This is a genomic window from Luteimonas kalidii (assembly GCF_029887935.1).
GTDB classification, from domain to species: Bacteria; Pseudomonadota; Gammaproteobacteria; order Xanthomonadales; family Xanthomonadaceae; genus Luteimonas; species Luteimonas kalidii.
The window spans coordinates 489,053-510,617 of sequence record NZ_JARXRO010000014.1; the positions used below are offsets into that span (position 1 = coordinate 489,053).

General features: G+C 71.1%; 11 protein-coding genes. 1 reads left to right on the plus strand and 10 read right to left on the minus strand.

The genetic code is table 11. From position 1 onward, the window contains the following. Window positions 1-3: 3 nt before the first annotated feature. The 5 genes from pbpC to gyrA form a co-directional block, all read right to left on the minus strand. On the minus strand, window positions 4-2,406 hold the full coding sequence (gene pbpC, locus QFW81_RS07745) for a penicillin-binding protein 1C (protein ID WP_280578355.1): 2,403 nt from the start codon (window positions 2,404-2,406) through the stop codon (window positions 4-6). A 112-nt stretch (window positions 2,407-2,518) separates the two neighbouring features. Next, window positions 2,519-7,456, minus strand: a complete 4,938-nt coding sequence (locus QFW81_RS07750; RefSeq protein ID WP_425603988.1) for an alpha-2-macroglobulin family protein — start codon at window positions 7,454-7,456, stop codon at window positions 2,519-2,521. 250 nt (window positions 7,457-7,706) lie between these two features. After that, window positions 7,707-9,011: a putative bifunctional diguanylate cyclase/phosphodiesterase gene (locus QFW81_RS07755; protein ID WP_280578119.1), complete on the minus strand. Its 1,305-nt coding sequence runs from the start codon at window positions 9,009-9,011 to the stop codon at window positions 7,707-7,709. A 4-nt stretch (window positions 9,012-9,015) separates the two neighbouring features. Further along, window positions 9,016-10,428, minus strand: coding sequence for a cyclic di-GMP phosphodiesterase (locus tag QFW81_RS07760; RefSeq protein ID WP_280578120.1), 1,413 nt, complete (start codon window positions 10,426-10,428; stop codon window positions 9,016-9,018). A gap of 172 nt (window positions 10,429-10,600) precedes the next feature. After that, entirely contained in the window at window positions 10,601-13,249 is a 2,649-nt protein-coding gene (gene gyrA, locus QFW81_RS07765; RefSeq protein WP_280578121.1) for a DNA gyrase subunit A, read from the minus strand. Between the two features lie 291 nt (window positions 13,250-13,540). On the opposite strand from gyrA, the gene QFW81_RS07770 reads away from it, so the two are divergent. After that, on the plus strand, window positions 13,541-14,362 hold the full coding sequence (locus QFW81_RS07770; RefSeq protein ID WP_280578122.1) for a CPBP family intramembrane glutamic endopeptidase: 822 nt from the start codon (window positions 13,541-13,543) through the stop codon (window positions 14,360-14,362). A gap of 104 nt (window positions 14,363-14,466) precedes the next feature. Here the strand turns inward: QFW81_RS07770 and mtnA are convergent, their stop codons facing one another. The 5 genes from mtnA to zipA form a co-directional block, all read right to left on the minus strand. Beyond that, window positions 14,467-15,537 carry an S-methyl-5-thioribose-1-phosphate isomerase gene (gene mtnA / locus QFW81_RS07775; RefSeq protein ID WP_280578123.1) on the minus strand — a complete coding sequence of 357 codons (1,071 nt, stop codon included), beginning with the start codon at window positions 15,535-15,537 and terminating at the stop codon, window positions 14,467-14,469. Between the two features lie 50 nt (window positions 15,538-15,587). Beyond that, window positions 15,588-16,133, minus strand: a complete 546-nt coding sequence (locus QFW81_RS07780; protein ID WP_280578124.1) for a DUF3011 domain-containing protein — start codon at window positions 16,131-16,133, stop codon at window positions 15,588-15,590. Between the two features lie 95 nt (window positions 16,134-16,228). After that, complete coding sequence (gene epmA, locus QFW81_RS07785; RefSeq protein ID WP_280578125.1) at window positions 16,229-17,209, minus strand: EF-P lysine aminoacylase EpmA; 981 nt, start codon at window positions 17,207-17,209, stop codon at window positions 16,229-16,231. Next, complete coding sequence (ligA, locus tag QFW81_RS07790) at window positions 17,202-19,706, minus strand: NAD-dependent DNA ligase LigA (RefSeq protein ID WP_280578126.1); 2,505 nt, start codon at window positions 19,704-19,706, stop codon at window positions 17,202-17,204. Before ligA ends, epmA begins: the two co-directional genes overlap by 8 nt. A gap of 1,092 nt (window positions 19,707-20,798) precedes the next feature. Then, window positions 20,799-21,545, minus strand: a complete 747-nt coding sequence (gene zipA / locus QFW81_RS07795) for a cell division protein ZipA (RefSeq protein WP_280578127.1) — start codon at window positions 21,543-21,545, stop codon at window positions 20,799-20,801. Window positions 21,546-21,565 lie beyond the last annotated feature (20 nt).

The window sequence follows — 21,565 nt, forward strand, 5'->3', positions numbered from 1 at the left end:
GCGTCAGCCCGGGGGCAGCACGCGGACGCGGATGCTGGCCCAGGCGCCGGTGTCCGCGAGTGCGGTGAGGCGATAGGTCCCGGGCGTCTCGAACACATGCACGAAGGCATTCGCGCCGCGGGTGCCCGCGATCCGGCGTCCGTCGAGCAGCCACTCCACGGGCGCCTCCGTCCCCAGCGCGCGCAGCGAGACCCGGATGCCGCGCGTGCTGCCCGGCGGCCGCGCCAGGGTGGCGCCATCCTCCAGGCCGTCGATGCGGAGTTCCGCGACCGCCTCGCGCCCGTCCGGGACGCAGTCGGGCGCCAGCGGCGGCAGCTGCGCGGCGCGGCGCGTGGACGCCGGCAGCCATGGCGCAGCGAGCGCCGGCCAGCGCGCGACGGACGCCGACCGCGCCGTGTGCGCGGCGCGGCAGCTCGCCGACAGCCGGAGTCCCGTGTCCGTATCCACTTCGAACCGTTCGATCCCCGCGCTCCACGCGCGCGCGCCGCGTTCGGCGAACGTGGGCGGGATCGCGCCGTCCAGCACCCAGGCGTCGAAACGCCGCCGGCACAGCGCCGGCGCCTGCGCGTCGGCCGCGGTCCCGAGCGGCCAGCACACCTCGCGCCGCGACACCTGCGCCGGCATCGGCACCGCGACCGCATCGCCGCGCGCACTCGGCAGGCTGTCGACCACCTCGAACAGCAGCGGCAGCGCGGTGAGCGCGCCGTACTGGCCCGGCAGCGGGGTTCCGTCGGGACGCCCGACCCACACGCCCACCGTGTGCCGGCGGGTACCGCCGATCGCCCAGGCGTCGCGGAAGCCGTAGCTGGTGCCCGTCTTCCACGACACGCGCGGGCGCCGGCCGGCATCGAACATGCCCTCGCGCTCGCCCGGACGCGGATTGGACTCGAGGATCTCGCGCACGATCCAGGCCGCGCCCGGCGACAGCAGCCGGCGATCGAGTACCGGGTCCTGCGCGGTGTAGCGCACGCGCCCGGCGATCCCGTCGCGGTGCAGCGCCGCGTGCGCGCCGACCAGGTCCTCCAGCCGCGCGCCGGTGCCGCCCAGGATCAGCGCGAGGTTGGGCGATGCGCCTCTGGGAAATCGCAGGCCGATGCCCGCGTGGTCCAGCCGCGCCGCGAAGCGCGCGGGCCCGACGCGGTCGAGCAGGTCCACCGCCGGCACGTTGAGCGAGAGCCGCAGCGCCGTCGCCGCGGGGACGGGACCATTGAACGCGGCGTCGAAGTTGCCGGGGCGGTAGCCGCCGAACGACTGCGGCGCGTCCACCAGCAGGCTTTCGGAATGGATCAGCCCGTCGTCCAGCGCCATGCCGTAGAGGAAGGGCTTGAGGGTCGAGCCCGGCGAACGCCACGCGCGCACCATGTCCACGTGTCCGAGCCGCGCGCGGTCGGCCAGGTCGAGCGAACCGACGTAGGCGCGTGCCTCGAGGGTGGCGTTGTCGACCACCAGCAGCGCCGCGGACGTGCGCTCGGGCAGGCCCGAGAAATAGGACGCCACGCGCGCTTCGAGCGTGCGCTGCAGGTCGGCGTCGAGGGTGGAGACGATGCGCGGCTGGCGTGGATGCGCCGACCGCAGGCGCTGCGCCAGCAGCGGCGCGGTCATCGGCGGCCGCAGGCGCCGCGCGACCACGGTCTCGATCCTGGCATCGTCCACCTGCGCCCGGGTCCAGGTGCCGAGCACGGCCATGCGCTCGAGCACCTTGTCGCGTGCGGCCTGCGCCGTCTCCGGATGGCGGTCGGGCCGCAGCCGGCTGGGGGCCTGCGGCAGCACCGCCAGCAGCGCGGCCTCGGCGTGCGACAGCCGCGTCGCCGGCTTGCCCAGGTAGGCCCAGCTGGCGGCCTCCACGCCTTCGATGGTGCCGCCGAACGGCGCGCGTTCCAGGTACAGCGCGAGGATCGCGTCCTTCGACAGGTGCGCCTCCAGCTGCAGCGCACGCAGGATCTGCCGCGACTTTCCCGCCAGGCTGCGGGTCGATCCACCGGGACCGCGGTCGAGGATGCGCGCGACCTGCATGGTGAGCGTGGAGCCGCCGGAGACGATCCCGCCGCCGCGCGCCCATTGCCACCCGGCGCGCACCAGCGACACCGGATTCACGCCCGGATGCCGGTCGAACCAGCGATCCTCGTAGGCCAGCAGCGCTTGGAGATAGAGCGGCGAGACGCTGTCCCGCGTGGCCGGATGGCGCCACACGCCTTGCGCATCGGCGAACGCGCGCAGCGGAGTGCCATCGGCGGCGACCACCAGCGTGCTGAGGTCGCGCGCCTCCGGCAGCTGCGGCGGGAACGCGAGGTCGAGTCCCAGCAGCGACAGCAGCCCCACGACCGTGCCCCAGCGCAGCCAGGGCAGCAGTCGCCTCGCCCCGCTCCTGCTTGCGCAAGGCGTTCGCGATGAAGGCGCATGCCCCATCTGCATCACGTGCCTCCCGGGTCGCACGGGGATCGACGGGCGGGCGCCACGCCGCCCGCCCGCATCGGCGCTGCACGCAGCGCCTGCCGCATGCGGAAGCAGGCAGCCCCGTCTACGGCTGCACCACCGTGATCGTCGCCGGCACCGCGCGCCCGACGCCGCGGATCGCGGGGCGGTACATGTCCTCGGCCATCGGCGGCGGCACGGTATAGGTCCCCGGCGTCACCGCGCGCACCAGGTAGAACACGCGCGCCTTGCGGCCCGGGTCGAGGGAGAGCGCAGCCACGTAACGGTCGTCGCGGAACTCCTCGTGTTTGACGTCGGCCGCGTCGGAGCGCTCGGTGATGTCGATCCCGTCCACCACCACGTCCGCCCATTGCCTGGCATCGCCGAGGTTTAAGTTCTCGATCTCCAGGCCCGCGGGCAGCAGGTCGGTGAGCAGCGCGTCCGGCATGGCGACATCGGAGGTGATCGCCACCGCCACGATCAGCGCCTCGCCCTCCTTCAGCGGCGCCGGTGTCCACGGCTTGCCCTCGGTGGTGAACAGCGCGCGCTCGACCTTGATCCGGCTCGCATCCACCGCCGGCGGGTCGGCCGGCACGCCGGCCACGTCGATGTTCACGAACAGCGGTCCCGCTTCACCCTGGGACGGCTCGTCCGGATCGAAGCGCACGCCCTTGGCCAGTGCGCCGGCATCGTAGGTGCGACCGACCACGCGCGCCGCCGGCACGTCCTGCGCCACGCCCCCCTCGGTGAGCGTGCCGGACACCTGCCGGCCCTGGGCCGCCGCCAGCGCCTTGCCCAGCCGCGCCAGCGCGATCTGCTCCTGCGTGCTCAGGTACAGCCGGCCGCGGTTGCGACGCGTGTCGAGTTCGCGTCCGATGTCGACGGCCTTCGCGTCCCAGGTTGCGCGGGCCTGGCCGCGCTCGTGGGTCAGCGCCACCATCAGCGACGCGTCGCGCAGCGCGCTGCCGTAGTCCCACAGGTAGCCCGGGCGGTCGCCCTCGAACGCGAACGCGGCGTCCAGCGCCTTGCCGCCGCGCGGCTTGTCGCCCTGCAGCGACAGTGCCAGCCCCAGGTGCACCAGCGGCAGTGCGGTCAGCGTGGACTTGCGCTCGTTGTCGTACAGCGCGCGCAGCGTCCCCAGCGGCGCGCGGTTGACCCGCGCCAGCACGTAGCCGGCGTGGGCCTGGTAGGCGAACTTCAGGTGGGAACGGTGGTCGCGGCCGTAGAACTCGTTGCCGCCCGCCAGCAGGTCCTCGCTCAGCCGCTCCAGCGCTTTCTGCAGCATCGTCTCGGGCACGTTGAACCCGGCGTCGCGCGCGTCGAGCAGGAACTCGACGATGTACGGCGTCAGCGCCGGGTTGACGTCGGCGTCGTTGCCCCACATCGAGAAATGCCCCGAACCGATCTGCATCGACGCCAGGCGGCCGAAGGCGCCCTCCACGTACTGGCGCCGCTTCGATGCATCCACGTCGCGTATGCCCAGCATGTCCACCGTGGCCTGGTCGAGCTGCAGCGCCGCGTAGCCCTTGCTGGTGGTCTGTTCGGCGCATCCGTAGGGATAGTCGAGCGCACCGCGGATCGCGCTCGCGAACGGGATCGGCGGGATCGCGCTGACGGTGAACTGCGCCGTCACCGAGCCCGGCATCAGTCCGTCGGCCAGCGTCGCGTCCAGCGTCACCGGCGCCGGCGACTGCAGCACCCGGCTGCTCGAGCGAAGGACCGCCGGCCAGGCCGCGCGTACCGGCAGGTCGTAGCTGCGGTCGACCTTCGCGCCGTTGCCGTCCACGCGCACGCGCACCCTGGCCACGGTGTATCCGGTGCCGGCCTGCAGCGGGAAGCTCAGCGTCGACTTGCCGTCCACCGCCAGCGGTAGCTTGCGTGCGCCCTCGCCGATCGCGACCGGGCCGACGCCGTCCACGCGCACGTCGAACTCGCCGGCCCTGCCGGTGAAGTTGGTCAGGTCCAGCGTGACGGTGGCGCGGTCGCCCGGCGCCATCACCCGCGGCATGCTGGCCTCGGCCACGATCGGCGCGCGCGAAATGGTCTCCACCGAACGGCTGCCGTAGCTGTCGGCCGAATACACCAGTGCCGACACCCGCAGCGTGCCGTTGAAATCCGGCACCTGCACGGTGACCTTCGCATTGCCCCGTGCATCGAGCTTCACCGGGCCCGAGAACAGGTCCACCGTCTGCACCCGCGCGGTCGGGCGCCGCGCCTGCGGCAGCGCCGCCAGCGCCATGTCGCCGCCGAAGCGCAGGCGCGCGGTGCCGCCGTCGAAACTTTCCACCACGCGGCCGTACACGTCGTACGCGTCCACGTCCAGGCGGCGCTGGGCGAAGAAATGCGCGCGCGCGTCGGGCACCGGATAGCGGGTGATGTTGAGAATGCCCACGTCCACCGCCGACACCGTGGCGTACGCCTCCTTGCCCGCCAGCTGCGGCGCGCTCAGCACCACCTGCATCGGACCTTCGGGCCGGATCTTCTCCGGTGCCCTGAGGCCGACCGCGATGCGCCGCTCGCGCCGGTCCATCGGCACGTGCGCGACGCCGACCGCGCGCGCAGGGGTGACCTTGCTCGATGCACTGCCGCCACGGAACACCAGCGCGGTCACGTACACGTCGTGCCGCTCCCAGTCCTCGGTCACCGGGATCTCGAAGCGGCTGCCGGCGCGCGCGTCGATCTCCTGCACGTAGAGCATGCGGTCGCTCTCGACCATCAGCAGGCCCTTGCCCGCGTGTGGCGGCGTGACCGTGACCGCGAGCGTGTCGCCGGCGCGGTAGCGGGTCCTGTCGAGCGACAGCTTCACCTTGTCCGGGCGCGCGTCGAGGCCGCGATTCTCGTCGCCCCAGCCCCAGCCGGCGCGGAAGGGATAGCGGGTAACCAGCTTCGTCTCCGGGTCCAGCACGTCGAGCCGGTACTCGCCCCACTCCACCGGCACATTGATGCGCGCCGCGGTTTCACCGAGGTCGACGGTCCGCGTTTCGACATTTTCGAAGCGGCTGGAATACTCGTAGTCCCAGCCGCCGTCCTCGTCGTAGCGCCAGTGGTAGTCGCGGTGTTCGCGCACCAGCGTGACCTGCAGGCCTGCGAGCGGGCGCGGCTTGCCGTCGGCGCCCACGCGCAGCAGCTCGAAGCCGGGGTTCGAGTCGGCGTCGGTGCCGTCCTCGTCGTCGAACTGCGGACGTACCGCGACCAGGGCCGGCGCCGGCCACAGCACGCGTTTGAGCGTGCGGTTGACGGTGCGGCCGCCGCTTTCGTACAGGCTGCCCGATACGAGGGCCGCCACCGGCGTGGTCGCCTTCACCTCCTCCGGCAGGGCGATGTCCTGGCGCAGCCGGCCCTGCTCGTCGAGCGTCGCGTCGACGACATCCTTCGCCTCCTTCGGCAACTGCACCATGGGGTCGCCGAAGAACCAGCCGGGCATGCCCTCGAGCGGATGCTGTTCCACCGCGACTGCCAGTTTCGCGGTGAAGCGGTTGCCGGCGGCCGGCGCGCCATAGAGGTAGGCACCGGTCGCTTCCAGCGCCAGGGGCTTGCCCGGCTCCAGCACCGCCGCAGGCGATGCGAGGTCGAGCTTCATGCGTTCGGGCAGGAACTCCTCGATGCGCAGGGTCATGCCCTGCACCGCGTCGCTGCTCGACGGATCGGTGCGGAACTCGACCTGCCAGCGTCCCGTGGGCGCGTCGACCGGCACCTCCTTCTCGAAGCCGAAGTAGCCCAGCGCCCCGGGCTGCAGACGGGTCTCGAAGAAGGTCTTGCCGTCGGGCTGCAGGAGGCGCACGAACAGCGATTGCGCCTTGCCGTCCTTCGCCGCCACCGGGCGACCGTCGTGGTCGCGCAGCAGCGCCGACACCCGCACGGTCTCGCCGGGGCGGTAGAGGTCGCGCCCGGACCAGGCATAGACGTCGAACCAGGCATTCTCGCGCCCGGACACCGCGAACTCCGACATGTCCAGCGCGGGCTGGTTGAACGGCAGCATCGAGACGTCGTTGCCGCGGCTGGCGACCAGCACGTGCGCGGCATCGAGCGTGTAGTCCAGCATCGCGTTGCCGTTGCCGTCGGTGGCGCCCCTGTAGATCGTCTCGCCGCGGGCATCGAGCACGCGCAGCTCCACGCTGCCGACCGCGTCGCCCTCGCGCAGCGACGCGGTATGCACGAACAGCGTGTCCCGGTAGGCCCGCGCATGCAGGCCGATGTCGCTCACGGTGAAGAACGCCGTTTCGAACTGGTCCTGGAACGAACCGGCCTTCTTCATGACCGCGAAGTACAGCCCCGGCTGCTGCAGCTCGGTGATGTCCTGCAGCGGCAGGTAGGTCAGCACGCGCTCGTTGCGCTCGCCGCCGAGCACGAACCGGTTCACGTACACCGGCTCGGCCAGCTTCGACATCGGCACCTTGTCGCCCCAGCGGCTGTCGAGTTCCCAGCTGCCGCGGCGCCCTCCGCGCTGGTACTCGGCAAAGAACGCCGGCAGCGAGGATTCTTTCACCCGCAGGAACTCGACATCGACCTCCTCGACGTTGACCGAGACGACCGGCAGGCCACGGGACTCCTTCGCCGGCAGCACGCTGCCCTGCGATGCGAACCCCACGACCGCGTCCAGTTCGCCGGTGTAGACCTTCTCCTCCCGCGCCTGGCCGAGCCGGCTGCCGTCGGCCGCCGTCAGCTCGGCGGAGATGCGCACGGTGTAGTGCGCGTCGGCGTCCACGTGCGGGTAGCGCAGGACCGTGCCGTCGTCCGACAGCGTCCAGCCGCTCGGCTCGGCGACGGGTTCGGCGAAAGTGACCAGCCGGTCGAAGGCTTGGGTGCCGACCAGCGGCTGCGAGAACTCCAGTGCAATCGCCAGCCCGTCCTCGGACTGGTCGGGAAAGGCGCGGACCAGGCCGAAGCCCTCGATCGCATCGCGTTCACCGCGGATCGCCTCGCCGCTGACGCCCGGCAGCTGGCCCGATTCGTTGCGCCTGCAGCCGCTGGCGGCCAGCAGCGCCGTCGCCAGCAGCGCCACGCCGATCCAACGCCCGAGATCCCGCACGGTCTTCCGTTCCACCCGACGCACTCCCCGATCCGTTGTCGCCCGAAGTATAGGGATCACGTGCACGCGCACGCATCTTCCCGCACAGGCGCAGTACCGGGCCGGATCGGCTCAGGTGCTGCAACGGGCCTGCGCGACGTGGAACGCGCGCGGGTCGGGCGATCGCCGGCGCCGGTGCGCGCGCATCACGTTGCAGTGGTTCTGTCCGGGCCTTGCGCACCGCCGATGGCCGTACGCTATCGCCACGGCCGCCCGGAATGCCTGCTCAGGCCGCCGGCGCGAGGGCCGGGCTGCGATCGAGCCAGGCGCCGAACTCCCGATGGGACATCGGACGCGCGAAGAGGTAGCCCTGCAGCACGTCGCATCCCAGCTGCTCGAGGCGTTCGCCGGTCGCCTGGTCCTCGACGCCCTCGGCCGCGACCGAGAGGCCGAAGCGGTGCGCAAGTGCCACGACGAAGCCCACGAGGTCGGCGCTGGACGCGTCGGTCAGCAGGTCGCCGACGAACGAGCGGTCGATCTTCAGTTCGTCCGCCGGGAGGTTGCGGAAATACGACAGGCAGGAAAAACCGGTCCCGAAGTCGTCGATCGAGATGCGCACACCCATCGACCGCAGGCGCGCGAGGATCGGAAAGGCGCGGGCCGCGTCCACGATCGAGCCCTCGGTGATCTCGAGCACCAGGCGCACGTCGGGGCCCGACCAGAGTTTGAGCGCGTTCTCGACCAGTTCGGGCAGGTCGGGTTCGACCGCCAGCGAGGCCGGCAGGTTCACCGCCACCGAGATGGGCGCGCCTGCCGCGTTCCATTGCCCGGCCTGCCGCAGCGCCGTATTGAGCGCCCACAGTGTCAGGCGGCGGATCTCGCCGATCCGCTCGGCCACCGGAATGAAGGCCGCGGGCGACACCAGGCCCCGCGAGGGCGACTTCCAGCGCATGAGGGCCTCCGCCCCGACGACGCGCCGGTCGCGCGCGTCGAGCTTGGGCTGGTAGTACAGCTCCATCTCGCCACGCTCGACGGCGCCACCCAGCTGCACCTCCAGATCCCACAGGTCGGAAATGTCGAGGTCGGCCGGGGCGTCCGGCGTCCACCCGGTGCGAACGCCTGCGCGCCGGGCGCGCAAAAGCGCGGCCTCCGCGCGGCGCAGCAGGAATTCGGCATGGCTCGCGTGCTGGGGACACAGGGCCACGCCCACGGTGACCGGGATTCGCAGCTTCATCGAGTCCATCTGCAGGGGCGCCTCGAGCAGGCGGAACAGCTTCTGCACGGCCAGCTCGGCGTGGCCGCGGTTGAGGATGCCGCTGAGCAGCAATGCGAAGCGGTCGTCGCCGATCCGCCCCACGTAGTCCTGCCGTCGCGCCACGGACTGCAATTGCGCGGCGAGATGGCCAAGTATCCCGTCGCCGGCCTTGAACCCGTGCACACCGTTGAGCTGCATGAACCCGTCGACATCGACCACCACCAGCGCCATGGTGGCGCGGCGCTCGCAGGCGGCGACCACCTGGCGTCCGAGCAGCTGCATGAAGTCCCGCCGGCCGCGCAGGCCGGTCAGTTCGTCGGTTCCGGGCGGATGCATGGCCTCAGTCCAGGAACAGCATGGCCGGATCGAGTCCGTAGGCGCCGAGCGACAAGCCTCCGCGCACGCCGAGCGGTGCGCCCGCGGCGTCCGTCTCGAGCGTGCCCAGGTCGATCACTTCGAACTCGGCCAGCAGCCGCTTGTCCGCATCCAGCACCCGCATCAGGGTGGGCCGCAGGCGCTGCAGGGCATTGACCGCCATCACCACGCCGACGCTGCCGTCGCTCAGCTCGACCAGGGTCCCGGTGGGATACACGCCGCATATGCGGATGAACTGTTCGACCAGCGCACCCTCGAACAGGCGGTCCCGGGTCTGGTAGAGCTCCATCATCGCCTGATGGGGCGAGCGGCGGGAGGCGTAGCCGCGATCGCTGATCATCGCGTCGTAACTGTCGACCAGACCCAGGATGCGGCTGCCGAGCAGGATCTGCGATCCCCCGAGCCGGCGCGGATAACCGCTGCCGTCGTGCCGCTCGTGATGCTGTCCGACCATGCGCGCGACCGCGGGCGAGAGCCCGGAGATGGCGCCGACGATGGCGCGACTTTCCTCCACATGCGCGCGCAGGATGCGCAGTTCGTCCTGCTGGAGCGGACCTTGCTTCAGCAGCAGCTCCGAGGGAATGCGGACCTTGCCCACGTCGCACAGCAGCGCGGCGATCGCGAGATCGCGCAGGTCGTCGCGCTCCAGCCCGATGTGCCGTGCGAAGGTCGCCGCCCAGATGCTGCACGCCACGCCGTGGCGGTAGATGTAATCGCCCTTGCGCTGCATCTCGACCACCCACGACAGCGCCGCCGGGTTGCGGTCGAGCGAGTCCAGCATGGCGTCCACGCCTTCCTGCAGCCCGGCCGCCGTCAGGGTTTCGTCGCTGCGCGCGGTATCCAGTACCAGTCGGATGCTGGCATCGAGCGTCGCATGCGCGGTTTCGGCGGCGGCGAGTTCGGCCCCGAAGACAGCGGTGGCGTTGTTCCGCACAGGCGAAGCCGCGACCGGAGGCTGCGTGACGGAGGCCTCCGCAGGCGCGTCCGGCATCGAGGCCCAGCCGTCCAGGACGGGCGCGGATGCGACCGGCACCGGGCAGGGCACGATGGAGAGCGCCGGGACCGGCGCTGCCGCGGCTGCAGGCACTTCCCGTGGTTCCACGCCCGGTGTGGCGTCGGGAGAAGATTCGGGGCCGTCATCGAGGATGACGTGCCTCGTGTCCGGCGACTTGCCACGCAGCACGTCCACGTGCACCTGCCGGCACGCCGCACGGACGCGATGCACCTCGTCCTCGGTTCGAACCAGCCAGCCTTCGAACGCGAACCCGGCGTCCTGCCACGGACGGTCGAGGCGACTGATGTACATCCCGGCCTGCAGGCCCGCCGTCGAGATGCACAGCTCCATCGAGAACGGTACGTCGGACGGCGCCCGCGTCATGGCGTCGGCCCGGCACCGGGCGGGGCGTTACGTGGCCCGGGGACGCCCGCGGACAGGCAGGCGGCCGCACGCGGAATGCAGGCGATTTGGCGCACGTCGACTCGGCCTCCCGACCTCTTGCGAGGATATCGGCCCGGTGCGGCGCCACTGGAGCGCCGGCCGACGAACGGCGTCAGCCGGACGTATCACCCGATGCGTCGGCGTCCGACCCGGCGCCTCCCGGCGCCTGCACGGACGCATGCGCGGCCAGCGCATCCGGCGCCATGCCCTCGGGCAACCCGGCATCGTCCGCATCGAGCAGCACATCGACGCGTTCCAGCGCCTGCAGGCTCTCGTCCGACGCCAGCCGCATCAGGGTCACGCCCTGGGTGTTGCGGCCGACCTGGGCGATCTCCGCGGCCCGGGTCCGCACCAGGGTGCCGCCGTCGGAGATCAGCAGCACTTCGTGGTGGTCGGAGAGCTGGATCGCGCCGACGAGGCGGCCGTTGCGGGCAGTGGTCTGCAGCGCGATCACGCCCTGGGTGCCGCGCCCCTTCTTCGGATACTCGTCCAGCGGCGTGCGCTTGCCGTAACCGCGTTCGCTCGCGGTGAGGATGTCGCCAGGGCCCTCGACCACCACCAGGCTGCGCACTTCCTCGCCCTCGGCCAGGCGGATGCCGCGCACGCCGGTGGCGGTGCGGCCCATGGCGCGCACCGAGCCTTCGTCGAAGCGCACCGCCTTGCCGTTGCTGGCGAACAGCATGATGTCGCGGCTGCCGTCCGTCAGCGCGGCATTGACCAGCGCATCGCCCTCGTCGAGGTTGATCGCGATCTTGCCGCGCGCCAGGCGATAGGCGAACTCGGTGAGCGGCGTCTTCTTGACCGTGCCGTGCCGGGTGGCGAAGAACACGAACCGGTCGCCGTCGTACGCGCGCACCGGCACCACCGCCTGCACCTTCTCGCCTTCCTCGAGCGCGATCCAGTTGATGATCGGGCGGCCGCGCGCATGCGGGCCGGCATCGGGCAACTGGTGCACAGGCAGCCAGAACACGCGCCCGGCGCTGGTGAAGGTGAGCAGGGTGTCGTGGGTGTTGACCAGCCACAGCTGGTCGATGAAATCCTCGTCCTTGGTGCTCGCCGCATTGCGGCCGCGGCCGCCACGGCGCTGGGCGCGGTAGGACGTGACCGGCTGGCGCTTGGCGTAGCCGGCGTGGGACAGCGTGACCACCACGTCTTCGGGCGCGATCAGGTCGAGGATGTCGAGGTCCTCTTCGCTGGCACGGATCTCGCTGCGGCGCGCGTCGCCGAATTCCTCGCGCACGTTGCGCAGCTCGGTGCGGATCACCTCCAGCAGCACCTCCGGATCCTCCAGGATCTCGATCAGGCCGCGGATGGCGTCGAGCAGCTGGCGGTACTCCTCGGTCAGCTTCTCCTGCTCCAGGCCGGTCAGCCGGTGCAGGCGCATCTCCAGGATCTGCTGGGCCTGGACCTCGGTGAGCTGATAGCCATCCGCCAGCAGGCCCACGCCCTTGGGCAGGTCTTCCGGGCGCGACGCCTCGGCCCCGGCCGCTCCCAGCAGCGCACCGACCAGGCCCGGCTGCCACAGGCGGCCGAGCATCCGCTCGCGCGCCACCTGCGGGTTGTCCGAGGTCTTGATCAGCTCGATCATCTCGTCGATGTTGGCGAGCGCGACCGTCAGCCCTTCCAGCACGTGGGCGCGGTTGCGCGCCTTGCGCAGTTCGAAGATGGTCCTGCGCGTGACCACCTCGCGGCGGTGGCGGACGAAGGCCTCGAGGATCTGGCGCAGGTTGAGCAGCTGTGGACGGCCGTCCACCAGCGCCACCATGTTGATGCCGAACACCGATTCGAGCTGGGTCTGGGCATAGAGGTTGTTGAGCACTACCTCGGCCGAATCGCCGCGCTTGATCTCGATGTAGATGCGCATGCCGTCCTTGTCGGACTCGTCGCGCAGCTCGCTGATGCCGTCGAGCTTCTTCTCCTTCACCAGCTCGGCGATCTTCTCGATCAGCCGCGCCTTGTTCACCTGGTAGGGAATCTCGGTGACGATGATCGACTCGCGGCCGTTGTCGGCCACCTCGACGTCGCATTTCGCCCGGATGCGCACCCGGCCGCGCCCCGTGCGGTAGGCCAGGTGGATGCCGCCGACGCCGTTGATGATGCCGCCGGTGGGAAAGTCGGGGCCCGGGATGTATTCCATCAGCCCGTCGATGTCGATCTCCGGATTGTCGATCAGCGCGATCAGCGCATCGACCACCTCGGACAGGTTGTGCGGCGGGATGTTGGTGGCCATGCCCACCGCGATGCCGGCCGAACCGTTGACCAGCAGGTTCGGGAACCGGGTCGGCATCACCGACGGTTCCAGCTCCTTCTCGTCGTAGTTGGGCGTGAAATCGACGGTTTCCTTGTCGATGTCGGCCATCAGCTCGTGGGTGATGCGCGCCATGCGCGCCTCGGTATAGCGCATGGCCGCGGCCGAATCGCCGTCGACCGAACCGAAGTTGCCCTGCCCGTCCACCAGCATGTAGCGCAGCGAGAACGGCTGTGCCATGCGCACCAGGGTGTCGTACACCGACTGGTCGCCGTGTGGGTGGTACTTGCCGATCACGTCACCGACGATGCGCGCGGACTTGTAATAGGGCTTGTTGCTGTGCGCGCCGAGCTCGTTCATCGCGTGCAGCACGCGCCGGTGCACCGGCTTGAGGCCGTCGCGGACGTCCGGTAGCGCGCGCCCGACGATCACGCTCATCGCGTAATCCAGGTAGCTGCGCCGCATTTCGTCTTCGAGGTTGACCGGGATGATTTCCTGCGCGAGATCGGTCATCGAATTGCTTGCATCCTCGTGGTGCCGGACGGTGTCGCCGCCGGTCTGGGCGGAACTCCGCGAACAGGGCGGCGGAGCCAGTCGACCCCGCCGGAAACAGTGCCAGAAATGGTACCACGCGGGACGCCAGCGCGCCAGTATTTTTCGCCGCAAAAACAACAGGTTGCGCGGTGTCTCCAGGCCTCGCTGCGACCGCACCCGGGATCGTGGTTCAGGTGCCCACGATGGGCCGCTGCGCGCACCATCGCGCGATCGCCTGACAGCCGTCACTACCCGGGCGATGCACGGGCAATGGACCATCGCAGCATCACTGCCATGGTCCCGCTCATGTCGCCTACTGTCGTGCTTCTGCGTCTTGTCCTGCTGGTTGCCGGAATGCTGCTGGTCTGGCGGACCACCCTGTCCGTGCTGCCCTACGAGGCGGGTCGCAACGCGTCGGTCCACATGACGGCGGGCGTCCTGATCTCGGCCGGAGTCCTCGGGTTGCTGGTCGTCCTGAAGCGCCTGGATGGTCTGTCATGGCGCGAGATGGGATCCGGAGGTGCACACAGGAATCTGCGTGCGTTCGCGCTGGGGGCAGGCCTGTGGCTGTTGCCGGCCGCCGCAGGGACCGCACTCTGCATCGCACTGGGCTGGAGCACGCTGGACCTGCGCTCGCCTGGGGCACACGTCGCGTGGACGCTGCCGGCGCTGGCGCTGGGCGTGTTCCTGGTGGAGGCGTTGCCCGAGGAACTCGCGGTGCGCGGCTATGCGCAGGGCCTTGCCGTCCGAGCGCTCCCGCCATGGGCTTCGCTGCTGCTGCAGGTCGTCGTATTCACGGCCTTCGCCTGGGGCGTGGGCGCGCTGGGTTCCGTGCAACAGTGGCTGTTCATTCCGGCGCTGGCGTTGATTCTCGGCTATGCACGCGCGCTGACCGGAAGCACGTGGACGGGGATCGGGGTGCATACGGCCTGGATGACCAGCCAGCAGTGGCTCGCGGCCAACGCCGAAGCGCAGGGAATGCAGACGCTGCAGTTCGTCGCCTTCGCGCTGCTGCCCTCGGCCACATTGGGCGCCGTGCTCGGCATGCGCCATCCCGAGTTCGACTGGCGCAGGGCGATGCGCAGACCGTGAAACCCGGACCCGCCGGAGTCGACCACCGAAGGTCGGAGCGCACCCGCCAGCGTCGGCGTCACCGGCCTGTCGGCAGTGTCCCGCGGGATCGACGCGGTCGCGGATCAGCGCCCGAACATGGCCTGCATCGACGCGGTCTGCGGATGTTCGACGATGCCCTTCTCGGTGACGATCGCATCGATCAGACCGTGCGGGGTGACGTCGAACACCGGGTTCCAGGCCGCAACGCCCTCGGCCACCGTGCGGGTGCCGCCGATCGCGAACAGCTCGGCCGGATCGCGCTCCTCGATCTCGATCGACTCGCCCGACGCGGTGTCCATGTCCACCGTGGAAGAAGGCGCGACCACCATGAACTTCGCGCCGTGGTGACGCGCGGAGATCGCCAGCTGGTAGGTCCCGATCTTGTTGGCGGTGTCGCCGTTAGCGCAGATGCGATCGGCGCCGACCACCACCCACTGCACCACGCCGGTCTTCATCAGGTGCGCGGCGGCGGAATCCGCGATCAGGGTCGCGGCGATCCCGTCCTGCATCAGTTCCCACGCGGTCAGGCGCGCGCCCTGCTGCCAGGGCCGTGTCTCGCCGGCGTAGACGCGGGCGATGTCGCCGCTGGCCACGCCGGCGCGGATCACCCCGAGCGCGGTGCCGAAGCCCGCGGTCGCCAGCGAGCCGGTGTTGCAGTGGGTCAGCACGCCGCTGCCGGGCGCGATCAGCGACGCACCCAGTACGCCCATGGCGCGGTTGGCGGCGAGGTCCTCGGTCTCGATCGCGCGCGCCTCGGCCTCCAGCGCGGCGCGCCAGTCCATGCCCTCGCCCGCCGACGCACGCACCAGTGCGGCACGCATGCGCGCCAATGCCCAGGCGAGGTTGACGGCGGTCGGCCGCGCGGCATTGAGGCGCTGCAGCGCCGGTTCGAGCCGCGGCGAGGCCTCCGACGCGCCGGCCGCATCGCAGTCGCGCGCGGCGAGCACCACGCCCCATGCGGCGGCGATGCCGATCGCCGGGGCGCCGCGCACGGCCAGCGTGCGGATCGCCTCGGCGACCGCGTCGCTGCTCGTGCAACGCAGATACTCGACCTCGAACGGCAGCCGCCGCTGGTCGAGCAGTTCCAGCGCGTCGCCGGTCCAGCGGATCGGACGGATGCGGTCGTAGCGGGCGTAATCGATGGGATCGGTCATGCGCCGATTGTAGGCGGTGGCCCGGGAGGCGTCCCGGGCCACCGTGTGTGTCAGCGGACGCGGAACTCCGCGCGGCAGCCACCGTCCACCCACACCCCGCTCCGGTCCCACCCCCAGTTCTGGGTGCGCACGCAGGGGCGCTCGGACAACTGGCGCGTCAGCTGGACATCGCGCCGCACCTGGACCGGACAACGCTGGTGGCGGTCGTTCTTCGACTCACAGCGCAGCACGCGCTCGCCGCCGCCCCCATAGCCCGGTCCGCCATGCCCGGGGCCCGCCCCGGGGCCGTAGCCGCCGCGCCCGGCCACGAATTCCGCCCGGCAGCCCTGCGAGACCCAGACGCCGCTGTTGTCCCAGCCCCAGTTGCGTCCCTGCACGCATTGGGTGCGCGAGAGCTGGCGCGTGAGCGACACGCCGCCGCGGGTATCGACGCGGCAGTGGCGGGTGCGGTCGTCGTCCGACTCGCAGCGCACCACGCCGCCGGAGCCGTAGCCGCCGCCCGGAGGGCCACCGCCATATCCGCCGGCGGGATAGCCGACACAGCCGGCCAGCAGCAACACCGCACCCGCGCCCAATGCGTTCCTGATCGTGCCCATCGGCGTCCTCCCGCACATGGCGATGCGCGAAACAGTGCGCGCAGGGGCGTGAACGCGGGGGCAAGCGGACCTGTTGACCGGCTCGCGCCGGCGGTTCAGGCGCGGGTGAAATCGAACGCCAGCACGTCGGCGATGCGCGGCGTGCGCAGCAGCGCCATGAGCAGGCGGTCGATTCCCAGCGCGACGCCCGCGCAGGCGGGCAGGCCCGCCGCCATCGCCTGCAGCAGCGCCTCGTCCATCGCCGGCGCAGGCACCCCGCGCCCGGCGCGGACCGCCATGTCGCGCCCGAATCGGCGCCGCTGCTCATCGCCCTCGGTCAACTCGTGGTAACCGTTGGCCAGTTCAAGCGGCCCGAGGTACAGCTCGAAGCGCTCGGCCACGTCCATGCCGTCGCGACTGACCACCCGCGCCAGCGCGCACTGCGAGGCCGGGTAGTCGTGCAGCACCAGCAGCTGGTTGGGCGGGAAGCCGGGCTGGATGCGGTGGGTCATCAGCAGGTCCAGCCAGTCGTCGCGGGTCAGTCCATCGGGATCGACCGCGATCCCGTCGGCGGCCGCGCGCAGGCGTTCGATGTCGTCGGCCATGGGATCGATGCCCAGCGCGTCGCGGTACAGGGTGCGGAAGTCGATGCGTGCCACCGATGCCTCCCGATCGACCATCGACAGGGCCGCCTGCACCAGCTCGACGGCTTCGTCGGCCAAGCGCAGATGGGTCCAGCCGACGCGGTACCACTCCAGCATCGTGAACTCGGGATTGTGCCGGCCGCCGGCCTCGCCGTCGCGGAAGACCCGGCCGAGTTCATAGCAGTCGCCGACGCCCGCCGCGAGCAGCCGCTTCATCGGGAACTCCGCCGAGGTCCGCAGCCAGCGCGTGCGCGGCGCACCCTCGGTGCGGCCGGAGAATTCCAGCGCGAACGAGGCGATGTTCGGATCGGTGTTGCCCGCGCGCGACAACACGGGCGTCTCCACTTCCAGCACGCCGCGGCGGGCGAAGAAATCGCGGACGAGGGCATTCAGGCGCGCCCGCAGGACGAGCGCCTCGCGCGTCGCGGACGGCACCCAGGCGGGATCAGCCATGCGTCGACAGGAACGCGAGCAGTTGCGCCTCGTCCCAGACCTCGATGCCGAGTTCCTGTGCCCTGGCCAGCTTGGAGCCCGCGTTCTCGCCGGCGACGACCAGGTGCGTCTTCTTCGACACGCTGCCGGCGACCTTGGCGCCCAGCGCTTCCAGCCGTTCGCCCGCCTCGTCGCGGGTCATCGCTTCCAGGGTGCCGGTGAGCACGACCGTGCGTCCGTCGAGCGGGCCTGCCTGGCGCGTCGCACGCGCCGGCGCAGCCTCGAGCAGGCGCCGCATGGCCGCGTCGGCGGCGCGCAATGCCGCCAGCGCATCGCGGTCGGCGAGATGGGCGGCCAGGTTCTCCGCCCCGGCCGCAGACAACCCGGCGCCGGTCCAGCCGCTGGCGTTCGCGCGCAGCAGCGCATCGAGCGTGCCGTAGGTGTCGGCCAGGCGCTCGGCACTCTTGCCGCCCAGCTTGTCCACCGGCAGGGCCTGCAGCAGGTGCGCCAGCCCGAGTCGCTCGCGCAGGGCCGCCGCCGGCGGCCCCTCGTCGCCGAAGGTGATGCCGGCCGCGAGCAGCGCGTCGACCACGGCGGCATTGCCGGCCTGTTCGAAGAAAGTGGCGATCGAACGCCCCACCTCGGCTCCGATGTCCGGCAGCGCCTGCAGCAGCACCGCGGGCGTGGTGCGGATGAAGTCGAGCGAGCCCAGCCACCGCGCCAGCGATTTGGCCGTGGTCTCGCCCAGGTGGGGAATGCCGAGCGCGAACAGGAAGCGCGGCAGCGTGGTCGCCTTGCTGGCGGCGAGCGCGGCGACCAGGTTCTCGGCCCAGCGCGTGGCAAGCTTGCCCGACAGGTCCACCGCCAGATGCTCGCGCAGGAAGGGCGCGTTCTTCCAGTCGTGCGCATCGTCGGCCAGCAGCGCCTGGCCGCGCGCATCGAACGCCAGTGCGCCGCGGCTGTCGGCCACGGCCTGCGCCAGGTCGGCGGCGGTGGCCGCGTCCAGCGCGGTCTTCATCCGCACCAGGTCCTCGACCGTGAGCGCGTACAGGTCGGCCGGCGAATGCACGAAGCCGAACTCCACCAGCGCTTCGGCCTGGCGGTCGCCCAGCCCCTCGATGTCCATCGCCCGGCGCGAGGCGAAATGCCGCACCGCCTCCTTGCGCTGCGCCGGGCACGCCAGCCCGCCGCTGCAGCGCCATGCGGCCGCCCCCTCCTCGCGCACCAGCTCCGAACCACAGACCGGGCATTGCGACGGCATCGTCCACGGTGTCGCGCCCGCGGGCCGGCGTTCCTCGATCACGCGCACGATTTCGGGAATCACGTCCCCGGCGCGACGCACGATCACCGTGTCGCCCTCGCGCACGTCCAGCCGCGCGATCTGGTCGGCGTTGTGCAGGGTGGCATTGGTGACGGTGACGCCCGCCACCTGCACCGGTTCCAGCCGTGCCACCGGAGTGACCGTGCCGGTGCGACCGATCTGCACTTCGATCGCGCGCAGCACCGTGGCCTGTTCCTGGGCGGGATACTTGTGCGCCAGCGCCCAGCGCGGCGCGCGCGAGACGAAGCCCATCTCCCGCTGCTGGTCGTAGTCGTCGAGCTTGTAGACCACGCCGTCGATGTCGTACGGCAGGGTGTCGCGCAACTTGCCGATGCGACGGAAATACGCCAGCAGGCCGTCCAGTCCCGTGGCGGTGTCGACTTCCGGCGCCACGGGGAACCCGAACCCGCGCAGCAGCTGCAGCGTCTGCGAATGGGTCTCCGGCAGGTCCAGGCCCGCCACCTCGCCCACGCCATAGGCGAAGAACGCCAGCGGCCGGCGGCGGGTGACGGCAGGATCGAGCTGGCGCAGCGAGCCGGCCGCGCCGTTGCGCGGATTGGCGAGCAGCTTCTCGTTGCGCTCCAGCGCCGCGGCATTCCAGGCCTCGAACGCCTTGCGCGGCATGTAGATCTCGCCGCGCACTTCGAGCACCGTGGGTGGCGGCGCCTTGCCGGTGCGCAGCTTCAGCGGCACCGCGCGCACCTGGCGCAGGTTGGCGGTGACATTCTCGCCGGTGGCGCCGTCGCCGCGGGTGGCGCCCTGGACGAACACGCCATCCTCGTAGCGCAGGCTGATCGCCAGCCCGTCGAGCTTGGGTTCGACCGAGAACACCGGCGCAGTGATGCCCAGGCGCTGTTCGATCCGGCGCTCAAAGTCGGCCACTTCGGCGTAGCGGGTGCGATCGTCGGCATCCTCCGGCACGCCCGCGCTTTCGAAGGCGTTGGCCAGCGACAGCATCGGGATCGCGTGGCGCACTTCGGGGAAGCCGCCATCGGGGCGGGTGCCGACGGTGCGGGTCGGCGAGTCGTCGCGCGCCAGTGCGGGGTGTTCGGCCTCCAGCGCTTCGAGCTCGCGCATCAGGGCGTCGTACTCGGCGTCGGGGATCGAGGGATCGTCGAGCACGTAGTAGCGGTGGTTGGCGTCTTCGATGCGCGCGCGCAGCTCGGCGGCGCGGGCGGTGGCGTCTGTTTTGCGCATGGGCGGATTGTAGAGCGGCGCGGCTCGCTGGGGCTCTTGTTTCATGATCGCGAACGGTCTCCCGGACGGGGGCCAGCCGCCCATGCCGCACGCCCATGCGAGCCGCCGGAGCACGAAGCGATGCGCCACGGACGCGGCATGGAACTCGGATCCTCGCTCCGACCGCCAATCCCACAGACTGAGGAGCGCTCCGTGGCATCCGAGGGGTCCCGCCGCGGCCGGCAGGCCTTTGCGGCGAATGTCCCCCGGCATCGGCCTGCNGGCCGCTGCCTCCTCCTTGATTCGCCGCAAAGGCCTGCCGACCACGGCGGGACTCGGCTGTCGGATCGATCGAGGGAATCAGCCGATCATCACCCGGATACCCGGATCAGTGTTCGTCCCGAAACTGATCGGAATCAGCCCTGTAACTCCAAGCCGGGGCCTCGAGTCTGCAAGCCGACGAAGACAGCAGGCTGAGCGCGTCGCATCACGCTCGCCCAGGTGCCACTGGCGCTGTCGCGGGCCGGACGCGACACCCGGATCTAGTAAGGACGACATCACAGGTGCTGGCCCGCCTCACGTGCATGGGAAGCCACACCCGATCTGACCGCGTCCATCTCCAGGCCTCGGGATCGGTCCGCAAGCCGAGCCGCGTCGGAACCGGTGTGCCTTCGCAGCGAACTCAAGGAGGAGGCCTTCGCCGCCAGGCGGAGGCCGGGGGACATTCGCGGAGAAGGCGCGCCGGTTCCGGCGCGGCCCGTCAGGTCGCAACCCGCTGCCGACCAATACCTAGCCGGTGTGCCTTCGCAGCGATCTCAAAGGAGGAGGCTTCCGCCGCCAGGCGGAGGCCGGGGGGCATTCGCGGAGGAGGCACGCCGGTTGCGGCGGGCCCCCTCAGGTCGCGACCCGCTGCCGACCAATACCTAGCCGGTGTGCCTTCGCAGCGAACTCAAAGGAGGAGGCCTCCGCCGCCGGGCGCAGGCTGGGGGACATTCGCGGAGGAGGCACGCCGGTTGCGGCGCGACCCGTCAAGGTGGCGACCCATTCTGCTCGGACGCACGCTGCGGTGCAGACCCGGTAGCGGACTCCGCCACACCCGACCTGTTGGCGGTGTTACCAGCGCGGACTGCGCGTGACCGGCGGAACCTCGTGCTCGCGATCCCAGGCGCGCATCTCGTCGCGCAGGCCGGCGATGCGCTGGCGGCCGAGTGCGTTGCGCTGCTCGTCGAGCACCACGCCGTCGAGCAGTTCGGACATGCGCTGCGCGGCGGGCAGCATGGCGTCCCACGCATCCAGCGCGCTCACCGGTGCCGGCAGGGTCAGGAAGAAGGCGATGGCCGGCGTTTCCAGCGACTGGATCTCCGACATCTCGAAGCTGCCCGGCTTGCGGATGTTGGCGACGCTGAAGATCGGCCCGCGCTCGGGATGGCTCTCCACCAGCCGGTGGAACACGTTCATGTGGCCGTAGGTCAGCCCGGCCTTCTCGGCCGCGACCACGATGTCCGGGCCGCGCAGGACCTGGCCGGCGCGCGCGGCGATGTACAGGGTGACGATCTTGTCGAAGTCCTCGCTCACCCGCTTGCCCAGCTCGCTGTTGGGCGAGGCTGCGCCGACGGCGCCGTCGAGCAGCTCCATCTCCGTCTGCACCGAGTCCGCGCCATCCGGCGCGGGCGCGTCGGCCAGCTCCCGTTCGATCTGCGCACCAAGGGTGGGTTCCATTCGGTCGCCACCCTCGCCTTCGCCGCGTTCCGCGCGCGGCACGCGGCGCCCCTGGCCCTGGCGCGGGCGGGTGCCGAAGTACCAGATCGCGGCCAGCAGGATCAGGCCGGCCACCAGGATGCCTATGCGCAGTTCGGTCATGCGGGTCCTCCGGGGGTCGT

Bases quoted from the DNA above. Each gene is read 5' to 3' on its own strand.
- zipA (WP_280578127.1), bottom strand. From the start codon at position 21,545: ATGACCGAACTGCGCATAGGCATCCTGGTGGCCGGCCTGATCCTGCTG.
- ligA (WP_280578126.1), bottom strand. From the start codon at position 19,706: ATGCGCAAAACAGACGCCACCGCCCGCGCCGCCGAGCTGCGCGCGCGC.
- gyrA (WP_280578121.1), bottom strand. From the start codon at position 13,249: ATGACCGATCTCGCGCAGGAAATCATCCCGGTCAACCTCGAAGACGAA.
- QFW81_RS07770 (WP_280578122.1), top strand. From the start codon at position 13,541: ATGGACCATCGCAGCATCACTGCCATGGTCCCGCTCATGTCGCCTACT.
- QFW81_RS07755 (WP_280578119.1), bottom strand. From the start codon at position 9,011: ATGCATCCGCCCGGAACCGACGAACTGACCGGCCTGCGCGGCCGGCGG.
- mtnA (WP_280578123.1), bottom strand. From the start codon at position 15,537: ATGACCGATCCCATCGATTACGCCCGCTACGACCGCATCCGTCCGATC.
- pbpC (WP_280578355.1), bottom strand. From the start codon at position 2,406: ATGGGGCATGCGCCTTCATCGCGAACGCCTTGCGCAAGCAGGAGCGGG.
- QFW81_RS07760 (WP_280578120.1), bottom strand. From the start codon at position 10,428: ATGACGCGGGCGCCGTCCGACGTACCGTTCTCGATGGAGCTGTGCATC.
- QFW81_RS07780 (WP_280578124.1), bottom strand. From the start codon at position 16,133: ATGGGCACGATCAGGAACGCATTGGGCGCGGGTGCGGTGTTGCTGCTG.
- epmA (WP_280578125.1), bottom strand. From the start codon at position 17,209: ATGGCTGATCCCGCCTGGGTGCCGTCCGCGACGCGCGAGGCGCTCGTC.